We start from the raw sequence: 21,375 nt of genomic DNA on the forward strand, positions 1-21,375 counted from the left end.
TCGAAAATTGTTAGCGTTGTAATAATTAATTATTTAAAAGGTCTTCTAATTCTTTATTTACTACGCTCTTTCGCCTCTTCTCACAAAGATGATGTTTGGCAAAAATCGCCAAATTTTTCATTTTTGTAAGGACTTTAATTCAAGCAACTAAAGGGCGCTTTAAAACCTTAGTTCAAAGGATCAAATCCGAAAGTTATTAATTTATTTATCTATAAAAATTATTATTAATATTAAAAGCTTTCAAAAATTTGTTAAGCTTAGTTTGAGCTAATAAATTATAAAAATTGAATCAATAAACTAAGGAGCGTTGATGAAAGTAATCGTAAGCAGTTGTATATTAGGTAAATATTGTAGATATAACGGTAGTAATGCCATTAATCCTTCGGTTATTGAATGGCTAAAGGATCACGAAGCTGTTTCGCTTTGCCCAGAAGTATTGGCAGGCTTAGGAACACCAAGACCAAGTGCCGAATTAAATAATGGTAGGGTCAAGGAAGTGACTGGTGATGATGTGACAGAGCTTTATCAGAAAGGTGTCCAGTTAGCGATGTCTGACATTAATGAATCAGAAATTGATTTGGCAATTTTACAATCCAGAAGTCCGACCTGTGGCGTTAACCAAATCTATAATGGCAATTTTGATGGGCAATTGATTGAAGGTCAGGGTATCTTTGCTCAGTATTTAATAAGCAAGGGTATCAGGGTAATTGATGTCGCGGATTTTGACCGAATGATTTTAAAGCATCACCTTGAATAAAATAATAACAATTTAAATATTTATATCTTTTTTTCTATGAATGATCAATTATCAGTGTGATAAAATAATAGTAATTGAAATATAAAGAAAGGAATTACTAGACTGTGAAAACACAAAAAGAAAGAATGCTTAATGGGGAATTATATTTGGCCAGCGATGAAACGCTTCGCAAAGAGTCTCAGCGTGCTAAAAAGCTACTCCGTCAAATTAATCAGGCAACTGATGAAGAAGTTTTGCAACGTACAGAGCTATTTAAGAAACTATTAGGTCAAACAGCAGAGAGCTTTTACATTGAGCCACCATTTTATTGCGATTATGGCTCCAATATTCAACTGGGAGCCAATTTTTATGCTAATACTGATAGCGTCATGCTAGATGTTGCAAAAATTGTGATTGGTGACAATGTGATGTTTGGGCCAAGGGTGAGTTTGTTTACTGCAAGTCACCCAATCGATCCTTTAACAAGAATTAGCGGTCCAGAATTAGGTTACGAAATTTTGGTTGGTGACAATGTTTGGATAGGTGGTGGATCAATTATTAATCCAGGCATCACAATCGGAAAAAATACGATAATCGGCTCAGGTTCAGTAGTGACTAAGGATATGCCAGCTAATGTAATTGCAGCGGGTAATCCTTGCCGAGTAATTCGACCAATAACAACTGAGGATAAGGAAAAATGGCGTGGTTTACATCGCCAATTAATTGCTGAGATGACTGAAAATAATTAATGTCGCAAGGGCTATTAAATTATAATTCAGGTAATCATATGGAACGGATAGGATGGCTTTTTCTGTTGCTGTGCCTGTCCGTTTTTTTGAAGCTGAGGCAGGGGTGTTTTAAAAATTCAAGAAATAAATTAAATTTTGTTTTATACTTAATAACAGCGTTTTCTAAGGAGTGGAAAAAATGTATGGAATGGATTTATCATTGTTTATTTTTATAATGCTAATCACTGGTGTGCTGGCGGGCTTTATTGGCTCAATTTTAGGTCTTGGTGGTGGCTTAGTTGTGACCCCAATTTTAACTTTAATTTTCGGAGTTGATATTAAAATTGCAATAGGTACTAGTATTGTTGCTGTTATTGCGACAAGTACAGGTGGCACAATTGCTTATTTAAAGGATGATTTACTCAATTTAAGGCTGGCAATGTTTTTAGAAATTTTCACGGCAATAGGTGGTCTAATCGGTGCTTTATTAGCTGGCTTATTTAATGCAACCTTCCTTTTTTTCTTGTTTGGTGGTCTGCTTATTTTTCAATCTTGGAATATGTATCGCAAGCTAAAGCAGGGTGAGCAAATAATTACTACTGGTAAAGAGGATAAAATTGCGCATCAGCTAAAACTAAATTCAAGCTATTATGATAAGGCCTTGGCGCAAAGAATTCATTATCAGGTTGAAAAGGTGCCATTAGGTGCCAGTATTATGCTAGGTGCTGGTGTTGCTTCAGGACTTCTAGGTATCGGTAGTGGTGCATTTAAGGTGATGGCAATGGACTCGGCAATGAAGATGCCACTAAAGCCCTCAAGTGCAACTAGTAATTTAATGATGGGTGTGACAGCTGCCGCTTCAGCAACAGTTTATTTTTTCAATGGTTCAATTCAACCGATGCTGGCGGTGCCAATATGTCTCGGCATTGTTATCGGTTCAACCATGGGCAGTAAGGTGATGCCTAAATTACCCGCAAGCACCCTAAGGCTTATTTTTATACCAGTTATCGCCTTAGTTGCAATTCAAATGCTCTTAAAAGGACTGGGGTGGATGAGTTGATGAAATCAACCAAAGATGAAATGCTAGATGTTGAAAAAATAATTGGACAGCTGTTAAGAATTGGCGTTTTTATTAGTGTAATAATTATGGTTATTGGTATGATTTTATTATTTGCAACTGGCAAAAGTGGCTATCCTGCAAATAGCTATCCAGTCGGTCTAAGTGATATTATCGATGGCTGCCTTAGCTTAAAACCATTTGCCTTAATGATGCTAGGGTTATTTTGTTTAATTTTAACACCTGTTTTGCGTGTCTTAGCGTCAATTATTGCTTTTGCAATTGAAAAGGATTATTTGTATGTTGCCATTACGATTTTGGTTTTGCTTATCCTAGTAGTTGCGATTTTTGTTGGGCATCATTACTAAATCGGGTATCAATTTTTTTGAAATGCTCTGGAAGCAGAATTATCATTAAGAATTGGCGAAATTTTCTGATAATTCTATTGACTTTGTGACATTGGGTGTTAGAATAGAAAAAACTATCATTTTATGATAGTCGTTTTGTAGTATCAACATTAGATAAATAAAATATTTTGCTTATTTTATTTAAATGAAAAACTACAAAATGAATAAAATGTATTTAATAGATTAAGAGGGGCTTTTCATGAGAAGTGACAAAATTAAGGTTGGTGTTGCACAAGCACCAGCTCGAGGCCTGTTGTATGCGACAGGACAAGTAAAAAGTGCAAAAGATATGAAGAAACCATTTATTGCAATTTGTAATTCTTACACAGATATCGTGCCTGGACACGTCCATCTTCGAGAGTTAGCCCAGGTTGCAAAGCAAGCAATCAAAGAAGCAGGTGGTATTCCTTTTGAATTCAATACCATTGGTGTGGATGATGGCATTGCGATGGGTCATATTGGGATGCGGTATAGCTTACCTTCTCGTGAATTAATTGCAGATGCAGCAGAAACAATGATTAACGCGCATTGGTTTGATGGGGTTTTTTATATGCCAAACTGCGATAAAATTACTCCGGGTATGATTTTAGCAAGTGTCAGAACCAATGTGCCGGGTATTTTTTGCTCTGGTGGACCGATGAAGGCCGGTGTGGATATGCATGGTCATCAAGCAACGCTCTCAACCTTGTTTGAGGCAGTTGGCGCTAGAAAAGAAGGTCAAATTGATGAATCAGAATTAGAATTTATGGAACAAAATGCATGTCCAAGCTGTGGTTCGTGTGCGGGAATGTTTACAGCAAATTCGATGAATACCTTAATGGAAATTCTAGGTATTGCCTTGCCCGGTAACGGAACAGCCTTAGCCGTCTCTGAAGAACGTAAGGATTTGGTTTATCAGGCAGCAAAACATCTTATGCGATTAGTAAAAGAAGATATTAAGCCTAAAGACATTATTACAAAAGAAGCGATTGACGATGCCTTTGCTTTAGATATGGCAATGGGTGGCTCAACTAATACGGTTTTACACACACTAGCGATTGCCAGTGAAGCGGGTATTGAATATGATTTAGCTGATATCAATGAAATTGCCAAGCGTGTACCGTACTTATCTAAAATTGCACCTAGCTCTATTTATTCAATGCATGATGTGCACGAAGCAGGTGGCGTTTCAGCAATTATTAAGGAGCTAATTAAATGCAATGCCATTCATCCAAATCGTCTAACGGTAACAGGCAAAACGATTGCTGAAAATGTTGCAGATGCATCAATAAAAAATCCAGAAGTCATTCACCCATTAGAAAATGCTTATTCTAAGGTTGGTGGTTTGTCGATTCTTTATGGGAATATTGCTCAAAATGGCTCAGTGATTAAGGTTGGTGGGGTTGATCCAGACATTCGTTATTTTAAGGGGAAGGCAATCTGCTTCAATTCGCATGATGAGGCTGTAGAAGGTATTGATACACATAAGGTTCAAAAGGGTCATGTTGTCGTCATTCGCTACGAAGGGCCTAAGGGTGGACCAGGAATGCCTGAAATGCTTGCACCAACCTCCTCCATTGTCGGTCGTGGCTTAGGAAGAGATGTTGCGTTAATCACAGATGGTCGATTTTCTGGTGCGAGTCGTGGTATTTCAATTGGTCACGTTTCGCCAGAGGCTGCTGAAGGTGGTGAAATTGCCTTAATTCAAGACGGTGACGAAATCATTATTGATTTAACGAATCGAACGCTTAATTTGTCAGTTTCTGATGAAGAGCTAGCTCGTCGTCGTCAAGGCTTACCAAAATTTAAGGCTAAAGTTAAAACAGGCTGGTTGGCACGCTATACCGCAATGGTAACAAGTGCTAATACCGGGGCAATCCTTAAATTACCAAAAGAATTACAAGATTTATTAGAGGATTAAATTAGCTATTGATTAATAATTGATGCTATTATAAATTAATAATACTAACTATTCAGAGTAGAGGAGGCGGACCTTTGAAAAAAATGAAACTAGATCAACCGACTTCTGGATCGATGCTACTCCTAGAGACCTTGAAAAAACTAGGTGTTGAAAAGATTTTTGGTTATCCAGGAGGCGCAGTTTTACCATTATATGATGCAATTTATGATTTTGACATTCAGCATATCTTGGCTCGTCACGAACAAGGTGCTGTAACCGCAGCCGAGGGCTATGCCAAGTCAACTGGCAAGCCTGGCGTTGCTGTTGTGACAAGCGGACCAGGGGCGACTAATGCCGTTACGGCAATTGCGGATGCTTTTAGTGATTCTGTACCAATGATTGTCTTTACAGGACAGGTGGCAACACCGGGGATTGGTAAGGATGCCTTTCAAGAAGCAGATATGGTTGGCATTACGATGCCGATTACAAAATATAATTATCAGGTACGTGATACTGAAGATATTCCACGAATTATTATGGAAGCCTTTCACATTGCAACGACTGGTCGTAAAGGTCCGGTAGTGATTGATTTACCGAAGAATATTTCAGTTAATCAGGTTTCTGAAATTAATGATACGACGATTGATATTGCGAGTTATCAACCAACAACAGAGCCGAATGGCAAGCAGCTCAGAAAAATTATTGATGCGCTTGCAGCCTCCAAGAAGCCTTTAATTCTAGCTGGTGGTGGGCTTAACTATGCGCACGCAGGTCAAGAATTTGTTGATTTTGTTGAAAAATACCAAATTCCTGTGGTTAATACACTTTTAGGTCTCGGTAGTATTCCAACGACCAATCCACTATTTTTAGGTATGGGTGGGATGCATGGCTCTTATGCAGCCAATATGGCACTAACAGAATGTGATTTTTTAATTAATCTTGGCTCACGCTTTGATGATCGACTAGCAAGTAGTCCCTCAACCTTTGCGCCGGAAGCTAAGATTGCGCATATCGATATTGATCCAGCAGAAATTGGTAAAATTATTCGAACGCAAATTCCTGTTGTAAGTGACCTTAAAAATGCTCTAGTTGAGTTATTGAAAATCGAGGGTCAAAAACCTCAGAATGAAGATTGGGTGGCCCACGTTTCAGCAAATAAAGCAAAACACCCTTTTAAATATGCGCACTCTGAAACTGAAATTAAGCCACAGCGTGTCATTGAAATTATTGGTAAACTGACGAAGGGCGATGCAATTATCGTAACTGATGTTGGTCAGCATCAAATGTGGACTGCTCAATTTTATCCATTTAAATTTCCAAATCAATTGGTTACAAGTGGTGGTTTAGGGACGATGGGCTTCGGGATTCCAGCAGCAATCGGAGCGAAGCTTGCCCATCCAGAAAAGGAGGTCGTTCTTTTTGTAGGTGATGGTGGCTTTCAGATGACCAATCAAGAATTGGCAATTTTAAATATTTATAATGTACCGATTAAGATTGTGATGCTAAATAATCATTCCTTAGGTATGGTTCGGCAATGGCAGGAAGCCTTCTTTAATGAACGCCGTAGTGAGTCGGTCTTGGATCAGCAGCCAGATTTTCAATTACTTGCAAAGGCGTATGGCATCAATCATGTCCTTTTAACTGATGCACAGACAATTGAAAAGGATCTTGAAGTAATTAATGATGCTGGGCCGGCATTTATTGAAGTCCATATCCCATTCTCCGAAATCGTAACACCAATGGTGCCAGCAGGCAAATCAAACTTTGAAATGTTGGGGGTGGACTAAATGAGAAGAATGCTAACAGCGAAATTAAATAATACCTCCGGCGTCCTTAATCGATTTACTGGGGTATTATCGAGAAGACAGGTTAATATTGAAAGTATTTCAGTTGGACCAACGGACCAACCACACTTATCTCGAATTACGATTGTGATTGATGTGGAAACCCTTAATGAAGTTGAGCTTGTCGTGAAGCAGCTTAATCGCATGATTGATGTGGTAAGGGTACGTGATATTACAGATGTACCACATTTGGAGCGTGAGGTAGCATTGATTAAAATTAATGCGCCTGCTAATGTTCGGGCTGAAATTTTTGCAATGATTCAGCCGTTTAGAGCGAGTGTGATTGATGTGTCACCTAAAACAATTACGATTCAATCCACAGGATCGAGCGATAAAATTGACGCTTTGCTAAAAATTGTCATTCCATATGGGATTAAAAATTTAGCGAGAACTGGTGTCACAGGCTTCAGCAGAGGCTAAAAAAGTTATTTTTGATTAAAAGAATAACTGGAAATTTGGTTTAGTTTTGAATTGTCAAAATATTTTGAATTATGTTACAATAATGAATGTACTAATTAAAAGACCATTAAAACTTAAAGTATTGAGTTTTGATAATAAATTTAATGTGTAAATCTCACATTGAAAATTGATAAGGAGCGTATTTAACAATGGCAAAAATGTATTATGAAGCAGACGTAACAACACCAGCACTTGATGGTAAAAAAATCGCAGTCGTAGGCTATGGCTCACAGGGACATGCGCATTCACAAAATTTACGTGACACAGGTCATGATGTTATTATCGGTGTTCGCCCAGGTAAATCATTTGATGCTGCAAAAGAGGATGGCTTTGAGGTCTACCCAGTTGCTGAAGCGGTTAAAAAAGCTGATGTGATTATGATTTTAGCACCAGATGAAATTCAAGGTGATTTGTATGAGGCAGAGATTGCGCCTAACTTAGAATCTGGTAATGCCATTGGCTTTGGTCATGGTTTCAATATTCATTTTGATGTCATTGTCCCACCTAAAGATGTTGATGTTTTCATGGTTGCGCCTAAGGGACCAGGACACCTAGTACGTCGTACCTTTGTAGAAGGCTTTGGTGTACCAGCATTATTCGTTTCACATCAGGATGCAACAGGTAATGCTCGTGATATCGCTTTGGATTGGGCTAAAGGAATTGGTGCAGCTCGCGTTGGCTTGCTTGAAACAACCTTTAAAGAAGAAACTGAAGAAGATTTATTCGGTGAACAAGCTGTATTATGTGGTGGTTTGACCGCATTGATTGAAACAGGCTTTGAAGTTTTAGTTGAAGGTGGCTATACACCTGAATTAGCTTATTTTGAAGTTTTACATGAAATGAAATTGATTGTTGACTTGATTTATGAGGGTGGCTTCGATAAAATGCGTAAATCAATTTCTAATACTGCAGAGTTTGGTGACTATACAGCGGGACCTCGCGTAATTACTGAAGATGTTAAGGAAAATATGCGTGGTGTACTTAAAGATATCCAATCTGGTAAATTTGCTAAAGACTTTACGGATGATTATAAGGCAGGTTTCCCTAAATTTAAAGAATACCGTGAAAAAGCTTCTGGTCTTCAAATTGAAAAGGTTGGAGCAGAATTACGTAAGATGATGCCTTTTGTAAACGAAAAAGACTAGAATATTTTAATCGACGGGCTACATTTAATGATTTTCACAGCTTGATGTTGGCTCTATATTCGATAGACATCAGTTTGCTAAGTGTTTAAATCTTATTCAATAATGAGTAGGCAAGCCTTTGATTAGATGAATTTGAAAAGAGGTGGGGCAAAAGACGGTTGACGATGTAGAAAATTAGAAATTGATGGCATTTGCTTGCGAATGTTCGGAAATTTGTCTGCTTTCCTAGTCGCTGTCGCATTGTCCCCCTTAAATTACGAACATCAAGAAAGGGGTTAGGACTTTTGTCCCAACCCCTATTTTTTTAATTTAAGATAAAGTTATTGATTTGAAGCTTTTCAGAAAGGGTTATTTATGGTAAGCAAGGAAAGTATTTTATATGCAAATTTTATTTTAAAGGATTTGGTTACACATACACCATTACAGCATGATCGTTACTTATCTGAAAAATACAAGGCTAATATTTATCTGAAGCGCGAAGATTTACAAAAGGTACGTTCGTTTAAACTACGAGGTGCTGCCTTTGCAATTAAAAATCTACCTAAAGAAAAATTAGCGGATGGTGTGGTTTGCGCCAGTGCTGGTAATCATGCACAGGGGGTGGCGTATACTTGTGCTGAATTGAAGATTCCTGCCTTTATTTTTATGCCAACAACAACGCCGCACCAAAAGATTTCTCAGGTTGAATTTTTTGGAGGTCCTGATGTTGAAGTCATCTTGACAGGGGATACCTTTGACCAGTCAGCGAGTGCAGCACAAGCTTTCGCTGAAAAGGAAAACAAAACCTTTATTGCACCCTTTGATGATGAGGATGTAATTAGCGGTCAAGGTACTGTTGCGCTTGAGGTATTTGAGGATGCTGAAAGAAAAGGGATTCAGATTGATGAAATCATTACGGCTATTGGTGGTGGCGGCTTGATTTCTGGCATTGCTACCTACACAAAGGAAACACATCCAGAGGTTAAGGTCATTGGGACAGAGCCCTTAGGCGCATTATCAATGAAAGCGGCTTTTGATGCTGGGCGACCAATTAAACTGGAAGAAATTGATAAATTTGCGGATGGCGTAGCCGTTCAAAAGGTTGGTGCTAAAACCTTTAAAATTGCTCAAAAGTATGTAGATGAGCTAGTTGGTGTTGATGAGGGTCAAATTGCCTCAACAATTATTGAATTATATACTAAGCAAGCGATTGTTGTTGAACCAGCCGGTGCTTTGTCAGTAGCAACTTTAGAAACGATTAAAGATCAAATTGAGGGTAAAACGATTGTCTGTGTTATTTCGGGCGGTAATAATGATATTAACCGAATGAACGAAATTGAAGAGCGTGCCTTGATTTTTGAGGGGCTTAAGCATTATTTTGTGGTTAACTTTCCACAGCGTCCAGGGGCCTTAAGAGAATTGGTAAGTGATATACTAGGACCAAATGATGACATTACTCGTTTTGAATATATAAAGAAAAATGATCGTGGTAAAGGACCAGCCTTAGTTGGTGTTTTGCTAAAAAGCAATGAGGATTATGCACTACTGGTTGATAGAATGCGTGGATTTGATCCTAAATTTATTGATTTGAATAAAGATGAAACCCTCTATTCTCTATTGGTTTAATATAAATTTAACTTTGAGCTACCTATAATTTCGATAGGTTGCTTTTTTTATTTTAAAATTAAAATATTGAGTAAACGGATTGCAATTCTTTCTCTGAAGAGAAAAATTAGTTCATTTTAATATATCATTATTCATGATAATTTTTATTTTATAGAAATAATTAATAAATATAATTAGAGAACTCTTGTTAATTTTAAAGCGCTTATTAATAAGCGCTTTTTTTTATTGTTTTTTTATAAAACAATAAATTTTTTTTAAAAACATGCCTTAAAGCCTTTTGTATAGGCTGTTTTGAGCTTTTGATAGTTGCAAGACTAAAAAATTAATTAATATATGTTTAATGTTATAATTACTTAGAATTCAGGTATATTAAATAGATTAATCATATTTAATTAAGTTTTTTTAATAAATAACATGTTTTATTTGAATTATTCTATTTTGAAAAAATGAATTTCAAAGCTATCTTTTATAATTTTTAATATTAATTTATCCAAAATTATAATAGTGAAAATGAGGCGGAAGAAAGGTTGAAATTAATGAAAATAATAGCATTAGATATTGATCAGTATCGGGTTGGGATATCTACTCCTAGCTATGAGGCTGTTTTCAGTTCTCAATACTCAGAGGTAACTAATAATAATTGGAAATTTCATCTATTAAAGCATGTCTTAACTGATCAAGAATTAACCGAGATTCAGTTAACTGAAGCAAGTGAAGTAATGAATTGGGGTAATAAGAAGCTCACCAGTAAAAGAGTTGAGACCTATAAAGATTTTGGAGATGTTTTAGCTAATTTAGGCAGTTTAGAAACCGTAAATTTGATTCGTACGGTTATTTCCTATTTAGCAAGACGCCAACGAGAATTATTTGATGTGCAGGACGATTATAATTTGAAATGTGCTCTAGCGATAGCGGTTTCATCAGAAAAGCTTTCTGAGTTAAAGGGACTTGAGGCGCAATTTAGAGGTGGATTTAGTGTAAAGATTAATGGTCTTCAATATCAGATTGATATCGAGGCGGTTACCTTTGTACCCAAAACGTTTAGTGCTTTATTAGAAACAGCTAATCCAACTTATTTTATCCAAGAGGATGAGCTTAGCGTGTTAGATGGTATCAATTATATTGTTGATTTTAATGATCATTATCTTGACCTCAATGTTTATGATAACGGAGAACTAATTAATAATACTCATTTTTCAGATGGTTTATACGAATTTGCATCACAGGTTAATAAGAAGTATCGCAGTGAGGCTGAGCGAGCAAATTTACAAATCGTTGAAATTGATAATGATATGATTTATCAATTGATTGTGAACCAGAATTCTAATGATCAATATATTCTTTCTATTAATGAAAAGCAAAAGGTGGATCTGTCAGAGGCGATTGGTGAGGTTTCTCAACAATTAACAAAGAAAATCCTTTCATATTTAAATCAGGACTCGGACATTCATTTAGCAAATTTATTTTTAATTAGAGATTTGAATAAAGGCTTAATAATCCAAGATATATTGGATGATTTTTTACAGCAATTTAAATTAAAAAGTAAAAAAATGAATAATAAGGATGCTAGAGGTGCTTATTTATTCGGACTTTTATACTTAGGTGATAAGCAAAATCATTCAGCAGAAACAATAGAGGAGACTTCGCAAGCAGTATCTGAACTAAATCCAGATTCTAAATTGGCGACCGCTGAAGCGGGTAACGATAATGAATTAGGTAAAGATAGCGAAGAGAAGGCGATAGATTTGGAAGCTGCTTCGTTAAGGGCTAGTGATGATATAGAAGTAAATCGTGATGATTTATCAGCTGATCAAAGCAATAATGAAATCGTATTATCTGAATCGGATTTAGAGGTTGCTGACACAAATGCTGAAGAGTCTGAAGCGCTGATAATTAAGGCAGAACAGAGTGATATCTCAGTATTGGAAGCCGATATTTTTGAATATAGCGAGAACCTTTCCACCAGTGCAAATGTTAGTGAAGGTTTGAAGTCAACATCTGAAATAGATGCTGAGGTAGATGTTATTAATACATCTGAAATTGAAGAAGTATTAGTGAAGCAATCAGAATTTTTGAACACGATACTTTTTGATTCGGATGAACTGAACTAATGAAATAGTGAAAAAAGGAGATTGAATTAGTGAGTAAGAAAAATGTCTTGAAAAATTTATTTAATTCAAACAAACGCGAGCATTACAAGATGCATAAGAGCGGGAAACAATGGGTTTTCACAATGATTACGGCGTCTAGTGGTATCCTTGGAGGTTACGCAGTTAGTGCTGAGGATGCTGGGAGTGATCAGTTAAATCAAACTAAAGAGGCTAGCGATGAGGATGTCTTAGCCACTCAGGATCAGGCAACGATCCCTTCCACTACACAAACAACAGATGATTCTTCTGGTAATGAGAAATCTAATGATTTTATCAATCAATATATGTCACTTAGAGCAGGTGATATTTCACAGATTAATGTGGCTACTGATCCTGATGCAGGGCGGAGTGATTTTGATAGTGCTATTAATAATGATACTCCAGTTCAAACTCCAACTTCAGTTCAAGTTGCTACACCTGATCAAGTTACTAACAAGCTAAATTACAAACAGCAGGCAATTGCGAATGGTACATATGCTAATGTTACTGATTGGGCAACTTTAAAAACTGCTTACAGCAATAATGCCATTACTTACATTGACATAACAAGTGATTTTTCGGCTGCAACGAATGTTGCAACACGTGACTTGGGATGGCGTCAAAATCCTGTAATAATTGATGGTAATGGTCATACAGTTAATATGGCGGGCGCTGCATTTAATGTTGGAACGTCTTCAACTGCTCGTGGCTCTGTATTTACAATTACTGATATTAATTTAGTACATTGGCAAAGCGGTACTTTGTCTGGTGATTCAGGAGCTGGTAATGCTGATGGTGTAATTGACTCACGTAACGCAACAGGTGGCTATGGCTACTGGACTTATAATATCAATAATGTAGTTTTAAATGGACGTGATGGGGTTTCGGGTACTGATGACGCTTATCAACCACGTCGTCTATTAGATGCGGAAGACAGTAATGTTGTGTTCTCAGGTACAGTAATTGCTAACTGTAAACAAGAGTTGACTCAGATTGGTAAAGTTAATATTGCTAATGGTGCGCACGTTGAATTAAACCGTACTGTGGGTACAACGGGCTATTCCATGTTCTATTTCATGGCAATTCGAGGGGATAATGCCAGTGATACAGGTTATGATCATTTATTTACAGTTGGTGATGGCGCTGAAATTGTAGGTAATGAGTTAAGCACCTATACTGGTAATAATTATCCATTAGTATACTACGGCTTCAATGGAATAAATGTAGGTGATAATGTCAACTGGAAACAAGATGGATTCCAAATGCTCTTGGATTTCAGTCGATATGCTGGTTCACAATCCAGTAATCGTACAGCAACTTTTGGCCAGAATTTAAATATGACAGCTACACGTACAGTTGGAGCAAATTCTTTAACTGCAGCAAATAGTTCTACTGTAACTTTTAATGCAGGAACTGTACTGGATCTACAACAATGGAATAATAACTCAGTTGTAAATGTGACCACTGGTTCTACTGTTCAATTTGTTTCGCCTAAAAAACTTCATATTGCCCGTTTAGCAGCTAATACTGGTGCAGTTGTAGGTGGAAACATATTTAGTATTGCTGGAACTGGTAAGTTTACGATGAATAATTCATTGATTTCGACTTGGTCAGGTACAGATAGTCAAGCTGCCAATCCTTCTGGAACAAATACAGCCAAATTTACTAAATTGTCTGTTGGTAGCAGTGCTGCCAATACGACTATCACAGATACAGCCGGTAATACCACATCTTCTCCGGCCATTATTCAATTTGGCGGCTCTGGAACACGAGAATTATCAACCAATGCAATTGATCCAGGCACAGTTAAGCTAAATTATATTAATCAAAATGGAGACAAGATTAAAACCATTGACTTGCCAATTGACAAAGAGAATAACTACATTGGACAATTTATTCAGTTGAAAGATAAAGCTTATGCAGTTGATAATATGCCAGCAAATTATATGTGGGCGCTCGCGAGTCAGGTTCTTCCTTCTGCTAAAACTGATGCACAAAGTGGTGGAGATTCTACAACTACTAATGACAACGGTGATGAGTATGGACAAGCCAATGTAGCAATTGTGCCGATGGAGGGTACAGAATTTACATATAATATTTATGTATATGGTGTGGCTAACTCGAATGTGAAGTATCAATACGTTGATACTAAAACCGGGAATGTTGTTGCCTCTGATTATGTAGATGCAGGTAAAGAAGCTTCTGGAACAGAATTAGAACCAGCAAACTATGGTAATACGATTGATTGGACAGATAAATATTATACTGAAACTGTCGTTCCTTCGGGTTATCGTTATGTTACAGGAAGTGATTTAGATGGTAAAACTCAGCCAACTAATACGACGGTTGGTACTGATGCCGTACTAGAAACAATCTATGTAACTGGTGCTGTTCAAACTGTTAATGTTACTTTTGAGAATGCAGATGGGACACCGTTAGTTGACCAAGTTGCTACTGCTTCTATCAACAGAACATCGGGTGATTCGATGACTCAAGCAGAGCTTGTTGAAGGTTTAATCACTCAAAAGGGTTATCACGCAAGTTCTAGTCTTGATGATGCGTTTACGTTTGACTCCACAGACAATGGTCAGTCAGCAACGGACAGTGAACCTCAAAGCTTAACTGTTAAGCTTTATCCAGATTATCAATTGGCGGGTGTTATTTCAGATAATTCACCAACCACTAATCCATCAGACGGTTCAAGCTATACGCAGTTACCAGCAACGGTTACAGAAGGCTCATTTGCTACTGCGGGTGTTTCTAATGGCACGTTAGCGTTACCAGTTTCTGATGCTGATTTAGCAAGAAATGGCTTTATCTACACTGTTCAAGGTCCTGATGGTAAAAACTATGCTAATTTAGCAGATGCGCTTGCAGCAAATAGTAAATATGATACAACAAGTAATGGCCCATCAACGACAGATAGTTCACCTCAAGGCTTTAAGGTAATTTATGAGGAAGATCCAGTATCTGCATCAACATCAACATCAACATCAGAATCTATTTCTACATCAACATCAATCTCTGATTCTACTAGTGGCAGTATTAGTACTTCAACTTCGGAAAGTATCTCTAATAGTACAAGTATTAGTGATTCAGATAGTATAAGTATTAGTGATTCTATTTCAAATAGTGGGTCACAAAGTACTAGTACGAGTGTTTCGGATAGTGATAGTGTAAGTGTTTCAGATAGTATTTCTAATTCCGATTCTCTTTCGATTTCGGTAAGTGACAGTGTTTCTAACTCAGAATCATTATCGATTTCTGTTTCAGAAAGTGATAGTCGTTCTATTTCAGAAGATAGTTCCAATGAAAGTGAAAGTGAAAGCAAGAGTAAGAGTACAAGTGAATCGAATTCGACAAGTACAAGCACAAGTGAAAGTGAGAGTATAAGCGAATCTATTTCAACAAGCACTAGCGATAGTACGAGTGCAAGTGAAAGTACGAGCACAAGTGAATCGACTTCAACGAGCGATAGCGATAGTACGAGCGCAAGTGAAAGCAACAGCACAAGTGAATCGACTTCAACAAGTGATAGCGATAGTACTAGCATAAGTGAAAGTACGAGCACAAGTGAATCGACTTCAACAAGTGATAGCGATAGTACGAGCATAAGTGAAAGTACGAGCACAAGTGAATCGACTTCAACGAGCGATAGCGATAGTACAAGCGCAAGTGAAAGTACGAGCACAAGTGAATCGACCTCAACGAGCGATAGCGATAGTACGAGTGCAAGTGAAAGTACGAGCACAAGTGAATCGACTTCAACGAGCGATAGCGATAGTACGAGTGCAAGTGAAAGTACGAGCACAAGTGAATCGAGCTCAACGAGCGATAGCGATAGTACGAGCATAAGTGAAAGCAACAGCACAAGTGAATCGACTTCAACAAGTGATAGCGATTCCGCTTCAACCAGCACAAGCATCAGTAATAGCGAAAGCACAAGCTTAAGTACGAGTGTGAGTGATTCGTCATCAATTAGTACAAGTACAAGCGATAGTGCTGCGTCAGAAAGTACAAGTATTAGTAATAGCGAAAGCTCGAGTGCCAGTGCCAGTGATTCCGCTTCAACCAGTGCAAGCATTAGTACAAGTACAAGCGATAGTGATTCCGCTTCAACCAGCACAAGCATCAGTAACAGTGATAGCTCAAGTGTCAGTGGTAGTGATTCTGCTTCGACTAGCTCAAGTATTAGTACAAGTACGAGCGTAAGTACAAGCGATAGCGATTCCGCTTCAACCAGTACAAGCATCAGTAACAGTGATAGCTCAAGTGTCAGTGGTAGTGATTCTGCTTCAACCAGTGCAAGTATTAGTACAAGTACGAGCGTAAGTACAAGTGATAGCGATTCCGCTTCAACTAGCACAAGCATCAGCAATAGTGATAGCTCAAGTGTCAGTGGTAGTGATTCCGCTTCGACTAGCTCAAGTGTAAGCGAAAGCTCGAGTGCCAGTGCCAGCGATTCCACTTCAACTAGCTCAAGTATTAGTACAAGTACGAGCGTAAGTACAAGTGTGAGTGATTCCGCTTCAACTAGCACAAGCATCAGCAATAGTGATAGCTCAAGTGTCAGTGGTAGTGATTCTGCTTCAACAAGCGCAAGTGTCAGCGAAAGCTCGAGTGCTAGTGCCAGCGATTCCGCTTCAACTAGCGCAAGTATTAGTACAAGTACAAGCGTAAGTACAAGTGTGAGTGATTCCGCTTCAACCAGCACCAGCATCAGTAATAGTGATAGCTCAAGTCTTAGTGGAAGTGATTCTGCTTCGACAAGCGCAAGTGTCAGCGAAAGCTCGAGTGCTAGTGCCAGCGATTCCGCTTCAACAAGCGCAAGTATTAGTACAAGTACAAGCGTAAGTACAAGTGTGAGTGATTCCGCTTCAACTAGCACAAGCATCAGTAATAGTGATAGCTCAAGTGTCAGTGGAAGTGATTCCGCTTCGACTAGCTCAAGTATTAGTACAAGTACGAGCGTAAGTACAAGCGATAGCGATTCCGCTTCAAACAGCACAAGCATCAGTAATAGCGAAAGCTCGAGTGCCAGTGCCAGTGATTCCGCTTCAACCAGTGCAAGTATTAGTACAAGTACAAGCGTAAGCACAAGTGTGAGTGATTCGTCATCAATTAGTACAAGTACAAGCGATAGTGCTGCGTCAGAAAGTACAAGTATTAGTAATAGCGAAAGCTCGAGTGCCAGTGCCAGCGATTCTGCTTCAACCAGTTCAAGTATTAGTACAAGTACGAGCGTAAGTACAAGTGTGAGTGATTCCGCTTCAACCAGCACAAGCATCAGTAATAGTGATAGCTCAAGTGTCAGTGGTAGTGATTCTGCTTCAACTAGCTCAAGTATTAGTACAAGTACAAGCTTAAGTACGAGTGTGAGTGATTCGTCATCAATTAGTACAAGTACAAGCGATAGTGCTGCGTCAGAAAGTACAAGTATTAGTAATAGCGAAAGCACAAGCTTAAGTACAAGTGTGAGTGATTCATCATCAATCAGCACAAGCATTAGTAATAGTGATAGCTCAAGTGTTAGTGGTAGTGATTCCACTTCAACAAGTGCAAGCATTAGTACAAGCACAAGCTTAAGTACAAGTGTGAGTGATTCGTCATCAATCAGCACAAGTATCAGTAACAGCGAAAGCACAAGCTTAAGCACAAGTATTAGTGATTCCGCTTCAACCAGCACAAGCATCAGCAATAGTGATAGCTCAAGTGTTAGTGTTAGTGATTCTGCTTCGACTAGCGCAAGTGTAAGCGAAAGCTCGAGTGCTAGTGCCAGCGATTCCGCTTCAACTAGCGCAAGTATTAGTACAAGTACAAGCGTAAGTACAAGTGTGAGTGATTCCGCTTCAACCAGCACAAGCATCAGCAATAGTGATAGCTCAAGTGTCAGTGGTAGTGATTCTGCTTCAACTAGCGCAAGTATTAGTACAAGCACAAGCTTAAGTACAAGCGTGAGTGATTCGTCATCAATTAGTACAAGCAATAGTAATAGTGACAGTTCAAGTGTTAGTGGTAGTGATTCTGCTTCAACTAGCGCAAGTATTAGTACAAGCACAAGCGTAAGTACAAGTGTTAGTGATTCGTCATCAATTAGCACAAGCATCAGTAATAGCGATAGCTCAAGTGTCAGTGGTAGTGATTCCGCTTCAACTAGCGCAAGTATTAGTACAAGTACAAGCGTAAGTACAAGTGTGAGTGATTCCGCTTCAACCAGCACAAGCATCAGCAATAGTGATAGCTCAAGTGTTAGTGGTAGTGATTCTGCTTCGACAAGTGCAAGCATTAGTACAAGCACAAGCGTAAGTACGAGTGTGAGTGATTCTGCTTCAACAAGTACGAGCGTAAGCAACAGTGCTGCGTCAGAAAGTACAAGTATTAGTAATAGCGAAAGCACAAGCTTAAGTACAAGTATTAGTGATTCGTCATCAATTAGCACGAGCATCAGTAATAGTGATAGCTCGAGTGTTAGTGGAAGTGATTCTGCTTCAACTAGCGCAAGTATTAGTACAAGTACAAGCTTAAGTACAAGTGTGAGTGATTCCGCTTCAACCAGCACAATCATCAGCAATAGTGATAGCTCAAGTCTTAGTGGAAGTGATTCTGCTTCAACTAGCTCAAGTATTAGTACAAGTACGAGCGTAAGTACAAGTGATAGCGATTCCGCTTCAACGAGCACAAGCATCAGTAATAGTGATAGCTCAAGTGTCAGTGGTAGTGATTCTGCTTCAACTAGTTCAAGTATTAGTACAAGTACGAGCGTAAGTACAAGTGTGAGTGATTCCGCTTCAACCAGCACAAGCATCAGTAATAGTGATAGCTCAAGTGTTAGTGGTAGTGATTCTGCTTCAACTAGCTCAAGTATTAGTACAAGTACAAGCGTAAGTACAAGTGTGAGTGATTCCGCTTCAACCAGCACGAGCATCAGTAATAGTGATAGCTCAAGTGTCAGTGGTAGTGATTCCGCTTCGACTAGCTCAAGTGTAAGCGAAAGCTCGAGTGCCAGTGCCAGCGATTCCGCTTCAACTAGCTCAAGTATTAGTACAAGTACGAGCGTAAGTACAAGTGTGAGTGATTCCGCTTCAACCAGCACAAGCATCAGTAATAGCGAAAGCACAAGCTTAAGTACAAGTATTAGTGATTCGTCATCAATTAGCACAAGTATCAGTAATAGTGATAGCTCAAGTCTAAGTGGTAGTGATTCCGCTTCGACAAGTGCAAGTATTAGTACAAGCACAAGCTTAAGTACAAGTGGTAGTGATTCTGCTTCAACAAGTACGAGCGTAAGCAACAGTGCTGCGTCAGAAAGTACAAGTATTAGTAATAGCGCAAGCACAAGCTTAAGTACAAGTGGTAGTGATTCGTCATCAACAAGTACGAGCGTAAGCAACAGTGCTGCATCAGAAAGTACAAGTATTAGTAATAGCGCAAGCACAAGCTTAAGTACGAGTGTGAGTGATTCGTCATCAATTAGCACAAGCATCAGTAATAGTGATAGCTCAAGTCTTAGTGGTAGTGATTCTGCTTCGACAAGTGCAAGTATCAGTACAAGTACGAGTGTAAGTACGAGTGTGAGTGATTCATCATCAATCAGCACAAGCATCAGTAATAGCGAGAGCTCAAGTGTCAGTGGTAGTGACTCTGCTTCAACTAGCGCAAGTATTAGTACAAGTACAAGCGTAAGTACAAGTGTGAGTGATTCGTCATCAATTAGCACAAGCATCAGTAATAGTGATAGCTCAAGTCTAAGTGGAAGTGATTCTGCTTCAACTAGCGCAAGTATTAGTACAAGTACAAGCGTAAGTACAAGTGTGAGTGATTCGTCATCAATTAGCACAAGCATCAGTAATAGTGATAGCTCAAGTCTTAGTGGTAGTGATTCTGCTTCGACAAGTGCAAGTATCAGTACAAGTACGAGTGTAAGTACGAGTGTGAGTGATTCATCATCAACAAGTACGAGCGTAAGCAACAGTGCTGCATCAGAAAGTACAAGTATTAGTAATAGCGAAAGCACAAGCTTAAGTACAAGTATTAGTGATTCGTCATCAATTAGTACAAGCAATAGTAATAGTGACAGCTCAAGTGTTAGTGGTAGTGACTCTGCTTCAACTAGCGCAAGTATTAGTACAAGCACTAGCGTAAGTACAAGTGTGAGTGATTCGTCATCAATTAGTACAAGCAATAGTAACAGCAATAGCACAAGCTTAAGCACAAGTGTGAGTGATTCATCATCAGCAAGTACAAGCATCAGTAATAGTGATAGCTCAAGTCTAAGTGGTAGTGATTCTGCTTCAACTAGCGCAAGTATTAGTACAAGTACAAGCTTAAGTACAAGTGTGAGTGATTCATCATCAATCAGCACAAGCATCAGTAATAGCGATAGCTCAAGTGTCAGTGGTAGTGACTCTGCTTCAACTAGCGCAAGTATTAGTACAAGTACAAGCGTAAGTACAAGTGTGAGTGATTCGTCATCAACAAGTACGAGCGTAAGCAACAGTGCTGCATCAGAAAGTACAAGTATTAGTAATAGCGAAAGCACAAGCTTAAGCACAAGTATTAGTGATTCATCATCAATCAGCACAAGCATCAGTAATAGTGATAGCTCAAGTCTAAGTGGTAGTGATTCTGCTTCGACAAGTGCAAGTATCAGTACAAGTACGAGCGTAAGTACGAGTGTGAGTGATTCGTCATCAATCAGTACAAGCAATAGTAACAGCGAAAGCACAAGCTTAAGTACAAGTATTAGTGATTCATCATCAACAAGTACGAGCGTAAGCAACAGTGCTGCATCAGAAAGTACAAGTATTAGTAATAGCGAAAGCACAAGCTTAAGTACAAGTGTGAGTGATTCGTCATCAATTAGTACAAGCAATAGTAACAGCGATAGCACAAGCTTAAGCACAAGTATTAGTGATTCATCATCAATCAGCACAAGCATCAGTAATAGTGATAGCTCAAGTCTAAGTGGAAGTGATTCTGCTTCAACTAGCGCAAGTATTAGTACAAGTACAAGCTTAAGTACAAGTGTGAGTGATTCGTCATCAATCAGTACAAGCAATAGTAACAGCGAAAGCACAAGCTTAAGTACAAGTATTAGTGATTCATCATCAACAAGTACGAGCGTAAGCAACAGTGCTGCATCAGAAAGTACAAGTATTAGTAATAGCGAAAGCACAAGCTTAAGTACGAGTGTGAGTGATTCGTCATCAATCAGTACAAGCAATAGTAACAGCGAAAGCACAAGCTTAAGTACAAGTATTAGTGATTCATCATCAACAAGTACGAGCGTAAGCAACAGTGCTGCATCAGAAAGTACAAGTATTAGTAATAGCGAAAGCACAAGCTTAAGTACGAGTGTGAGTGATTCGTCATCAATTAGTACAAGC

Annotated in this window: 11 protein-coding genes and 1 pseudogene; 11 read left to right on the top strand and 1 reads right to left on the bottom strand. The window is 38.5% G+C overall.

Features of this window, described 5'->3' with window-relative positions; all coding sequences use genetic code 11:
• Positions 1-310: 310 nt before the first annotated feature.
• From HOY35_RS02095 to HOY35_RS13575, 11 genes and pseudogenes are all read left to right on the top strand, one after another.
• Positions 311-757: a DUF523 domain-containing protein gene (locus HOY35_RS02095; protein WP_172210356.1), complete on the top strand. Its 447-nt coding sequence runs from the start codon at positions 311-313 to the stop codon at positions 755-757.
• A 104-nt stretch (positions 758-861) separates the two neighbouring features.
• Positions 862-1,485, top strand: a complete 624-nt coding sequence (locus tag HOY35_RS02100) for a sugar O-acetyltransferase (protein WP_213173235.1) — start codon at positions 862-864, stop codon at positions 1,483-1,485.
• 187 nt (positions 1,486-1,672) lie between these two features.
• Entirely contained in the window at positions 1,673-2,524 is an 852-nt protein-coding gene (locus HOY35_RS02105) for a sulfite exporter TauE/SafE family protein (RefSeq protein ID WP_172210549.1), read from the top strand.
• Positions 2,524-2,889 carry a DUF1634 domain-containing protein gene (locus HOY35_RS02110; RefSeq protein ID WP_172210357.1) on the top strand — a complete coding sequence of 122 codons (366 nt, stop codon included), beginning with the start codon at positions 2,524-2,526 and terminating at the stop codon, positions 2,887-2,889. The genes HOY35_RS02105 and HOY35_RS02110 overlap by 1 nt, the downstream gene beginning before the upstream one ends.
• 238 nt (positions 2,890-3,127) lie before the next feature.
• A complete protein-coding gene (gene ilvD, locus HOY35_RS02115; RefSeq protein WP_172210358.1) occupies positions 3,128-4,828 on the top strand; it encodes a dihydroxy-acid dehydratase in 1,701 nt (566 codons plus the stop codon).
• A gap of 74 nt (positions 4,829-4,902) precedes the next feature.
• The gene (locus HOY35_RS02120) at positions 4,903-6,594 is read left to right on the top strand and encodes an acetolactate synthase large subunit (protein ID WP_172210359.1); all 1,692 of its coding nucleotides are present in this window, start codon (positions 4,903-4,905) and stop codon (positions 6,592-6,594) included.
• Positions 6,595-7,071: an acetolactate synthase small subunit gene (ilvN, locus tag HOY35_RS02125; RefSeq protein ID WP_172210360.1), complete on the top strand. Its 477-nt coding sequence runs from the start codon at positions 6,595-6,597 to the stop codon at positions 7,069-7,071. It begins immediately after the preceding gene.
• 188 nt (positions 7,072-7,259) lie between these two features.
• Positions 7,260-8,255, top strand: a complete 996-nt coding sequence (gene ilvC, locus HOY35_RS02130; protein ID WP_249641448.1) for a ketol-acid reductoisomerase — start codon at positions 7,260-7,262, stop codon at positions 8,253-8,255.
• 354 nt (positions 8,256-8,609) lie between these two features.
• A complete protein-coding gene (gene ilvA / locus HOY35_RS02135; RefSeq protein ID WP_172210361.1) occupies positions 8,610-9,860 on the top strand; it encodes a threonine ammonia-lyase IlvA in 1,251 nt (416 codons plus the stop codon).
• Between the two features lie 536 nt (positions 9,861-10,396).
• The gene (locus HOY35_RS02140; protein WP_172210362.1) at positions 10,397-11,971 is read left to right on the top strand and encodes a hypothetical protein; all 1,575 of its coding nucleotides are present in this window, start codon (positions 10,397-10,399) and stop codon (positions 11,969-11,971) included.
• A gap of 29 nt (positions 11,972-12,000) precedes the next feature.
• Positions 12,001-12,135 (top strand): annotated as a pseudogene (locus tag HOY35_RS13575) (KxYKxGKxW signal peptide domain-containing protein); the annotation flags it as partial.
• Positions 12,136-14,939: 2,804 nt separating this feature from the next.
• Here HOY35_RS13575 and HOY35_RS13425 read toward each other — a convergent pair.
• Positions 14,940-21,375, bottom strand: a 6,436-nt coding sequence (locus HOY35_RS13425) for a hypothetical protein (protein ID WP_249666047.1), incomplete at its 5' end; no start/stop codon positions are given.

Source organism: Enterococcus sp. MMGLQ5-1 (assembly GCF_013155265.1).
GTDB lineage: Bacteria > Bacillota > Bacilli > Lactobacillales > Streptococcaceae > MMGLQ5-1.

What these genes read in the sequence shown, in the direction of transcription:
- HOY35_RS02095 (WP_172210356.1), top strand. Translation starts at nt 311, where the DNA reads ATGAAAGTAATCGTAAGCAGTTGTATATTAGGTAAATATTGTAGATAT.
- HOY35_RS02105 (WP_172210549.1), top strand. Translation starts at nt 1,673, where the DNA reads ATGGATTTATCATTGTTTATTTTTATAATGCTAATCACTGGTGTGCTG.
- HOY35_RS02110 (WP_172210357.1), top strand. Translation starts at nt 2,524, where the DNA reads ATGAAATCAACCAAAGATGAAATGCTAGATGTTGAAAAAATAATTGGA.
- ilvD (WP_172210358.1), top strand. Translation starts at nt 3,128, where the DNA reads ATGAGAAGTGACAAAATTAAGGTTGGTGTTGCACAAGCACCAGCTCGA.
- ilvN (WP_172210360.1), top strand. Translation starts at nt 6,595, where the DNA reads ATGAGAAGAATGCTAACAGCGAAATTAAATAATACCTCCGGCGTCCTT.
- ilvC (WP_249641448.1), top strand. Translation starts at nt 7,260, where the DNA reads ATGGCAAAAATGTATTATGAAGCAGACGTAACAACACCAGCACTTGAT.
- ilvA (WP_172210361.1), top strand. Translation starts at nt 8,610, where the DNA reads ATGGTAAGCAAGGAAAGTATTTTATATGCAAATTTTATTTTAAAGGAT.
- HOY35_RS02140 (WP_172210362.1), top strand. Translation starts at nt 10,397, where the DNA reads ATGAAAATAATAGCATTAGATATTGATCAGTATCGGGTTGGGATATCT.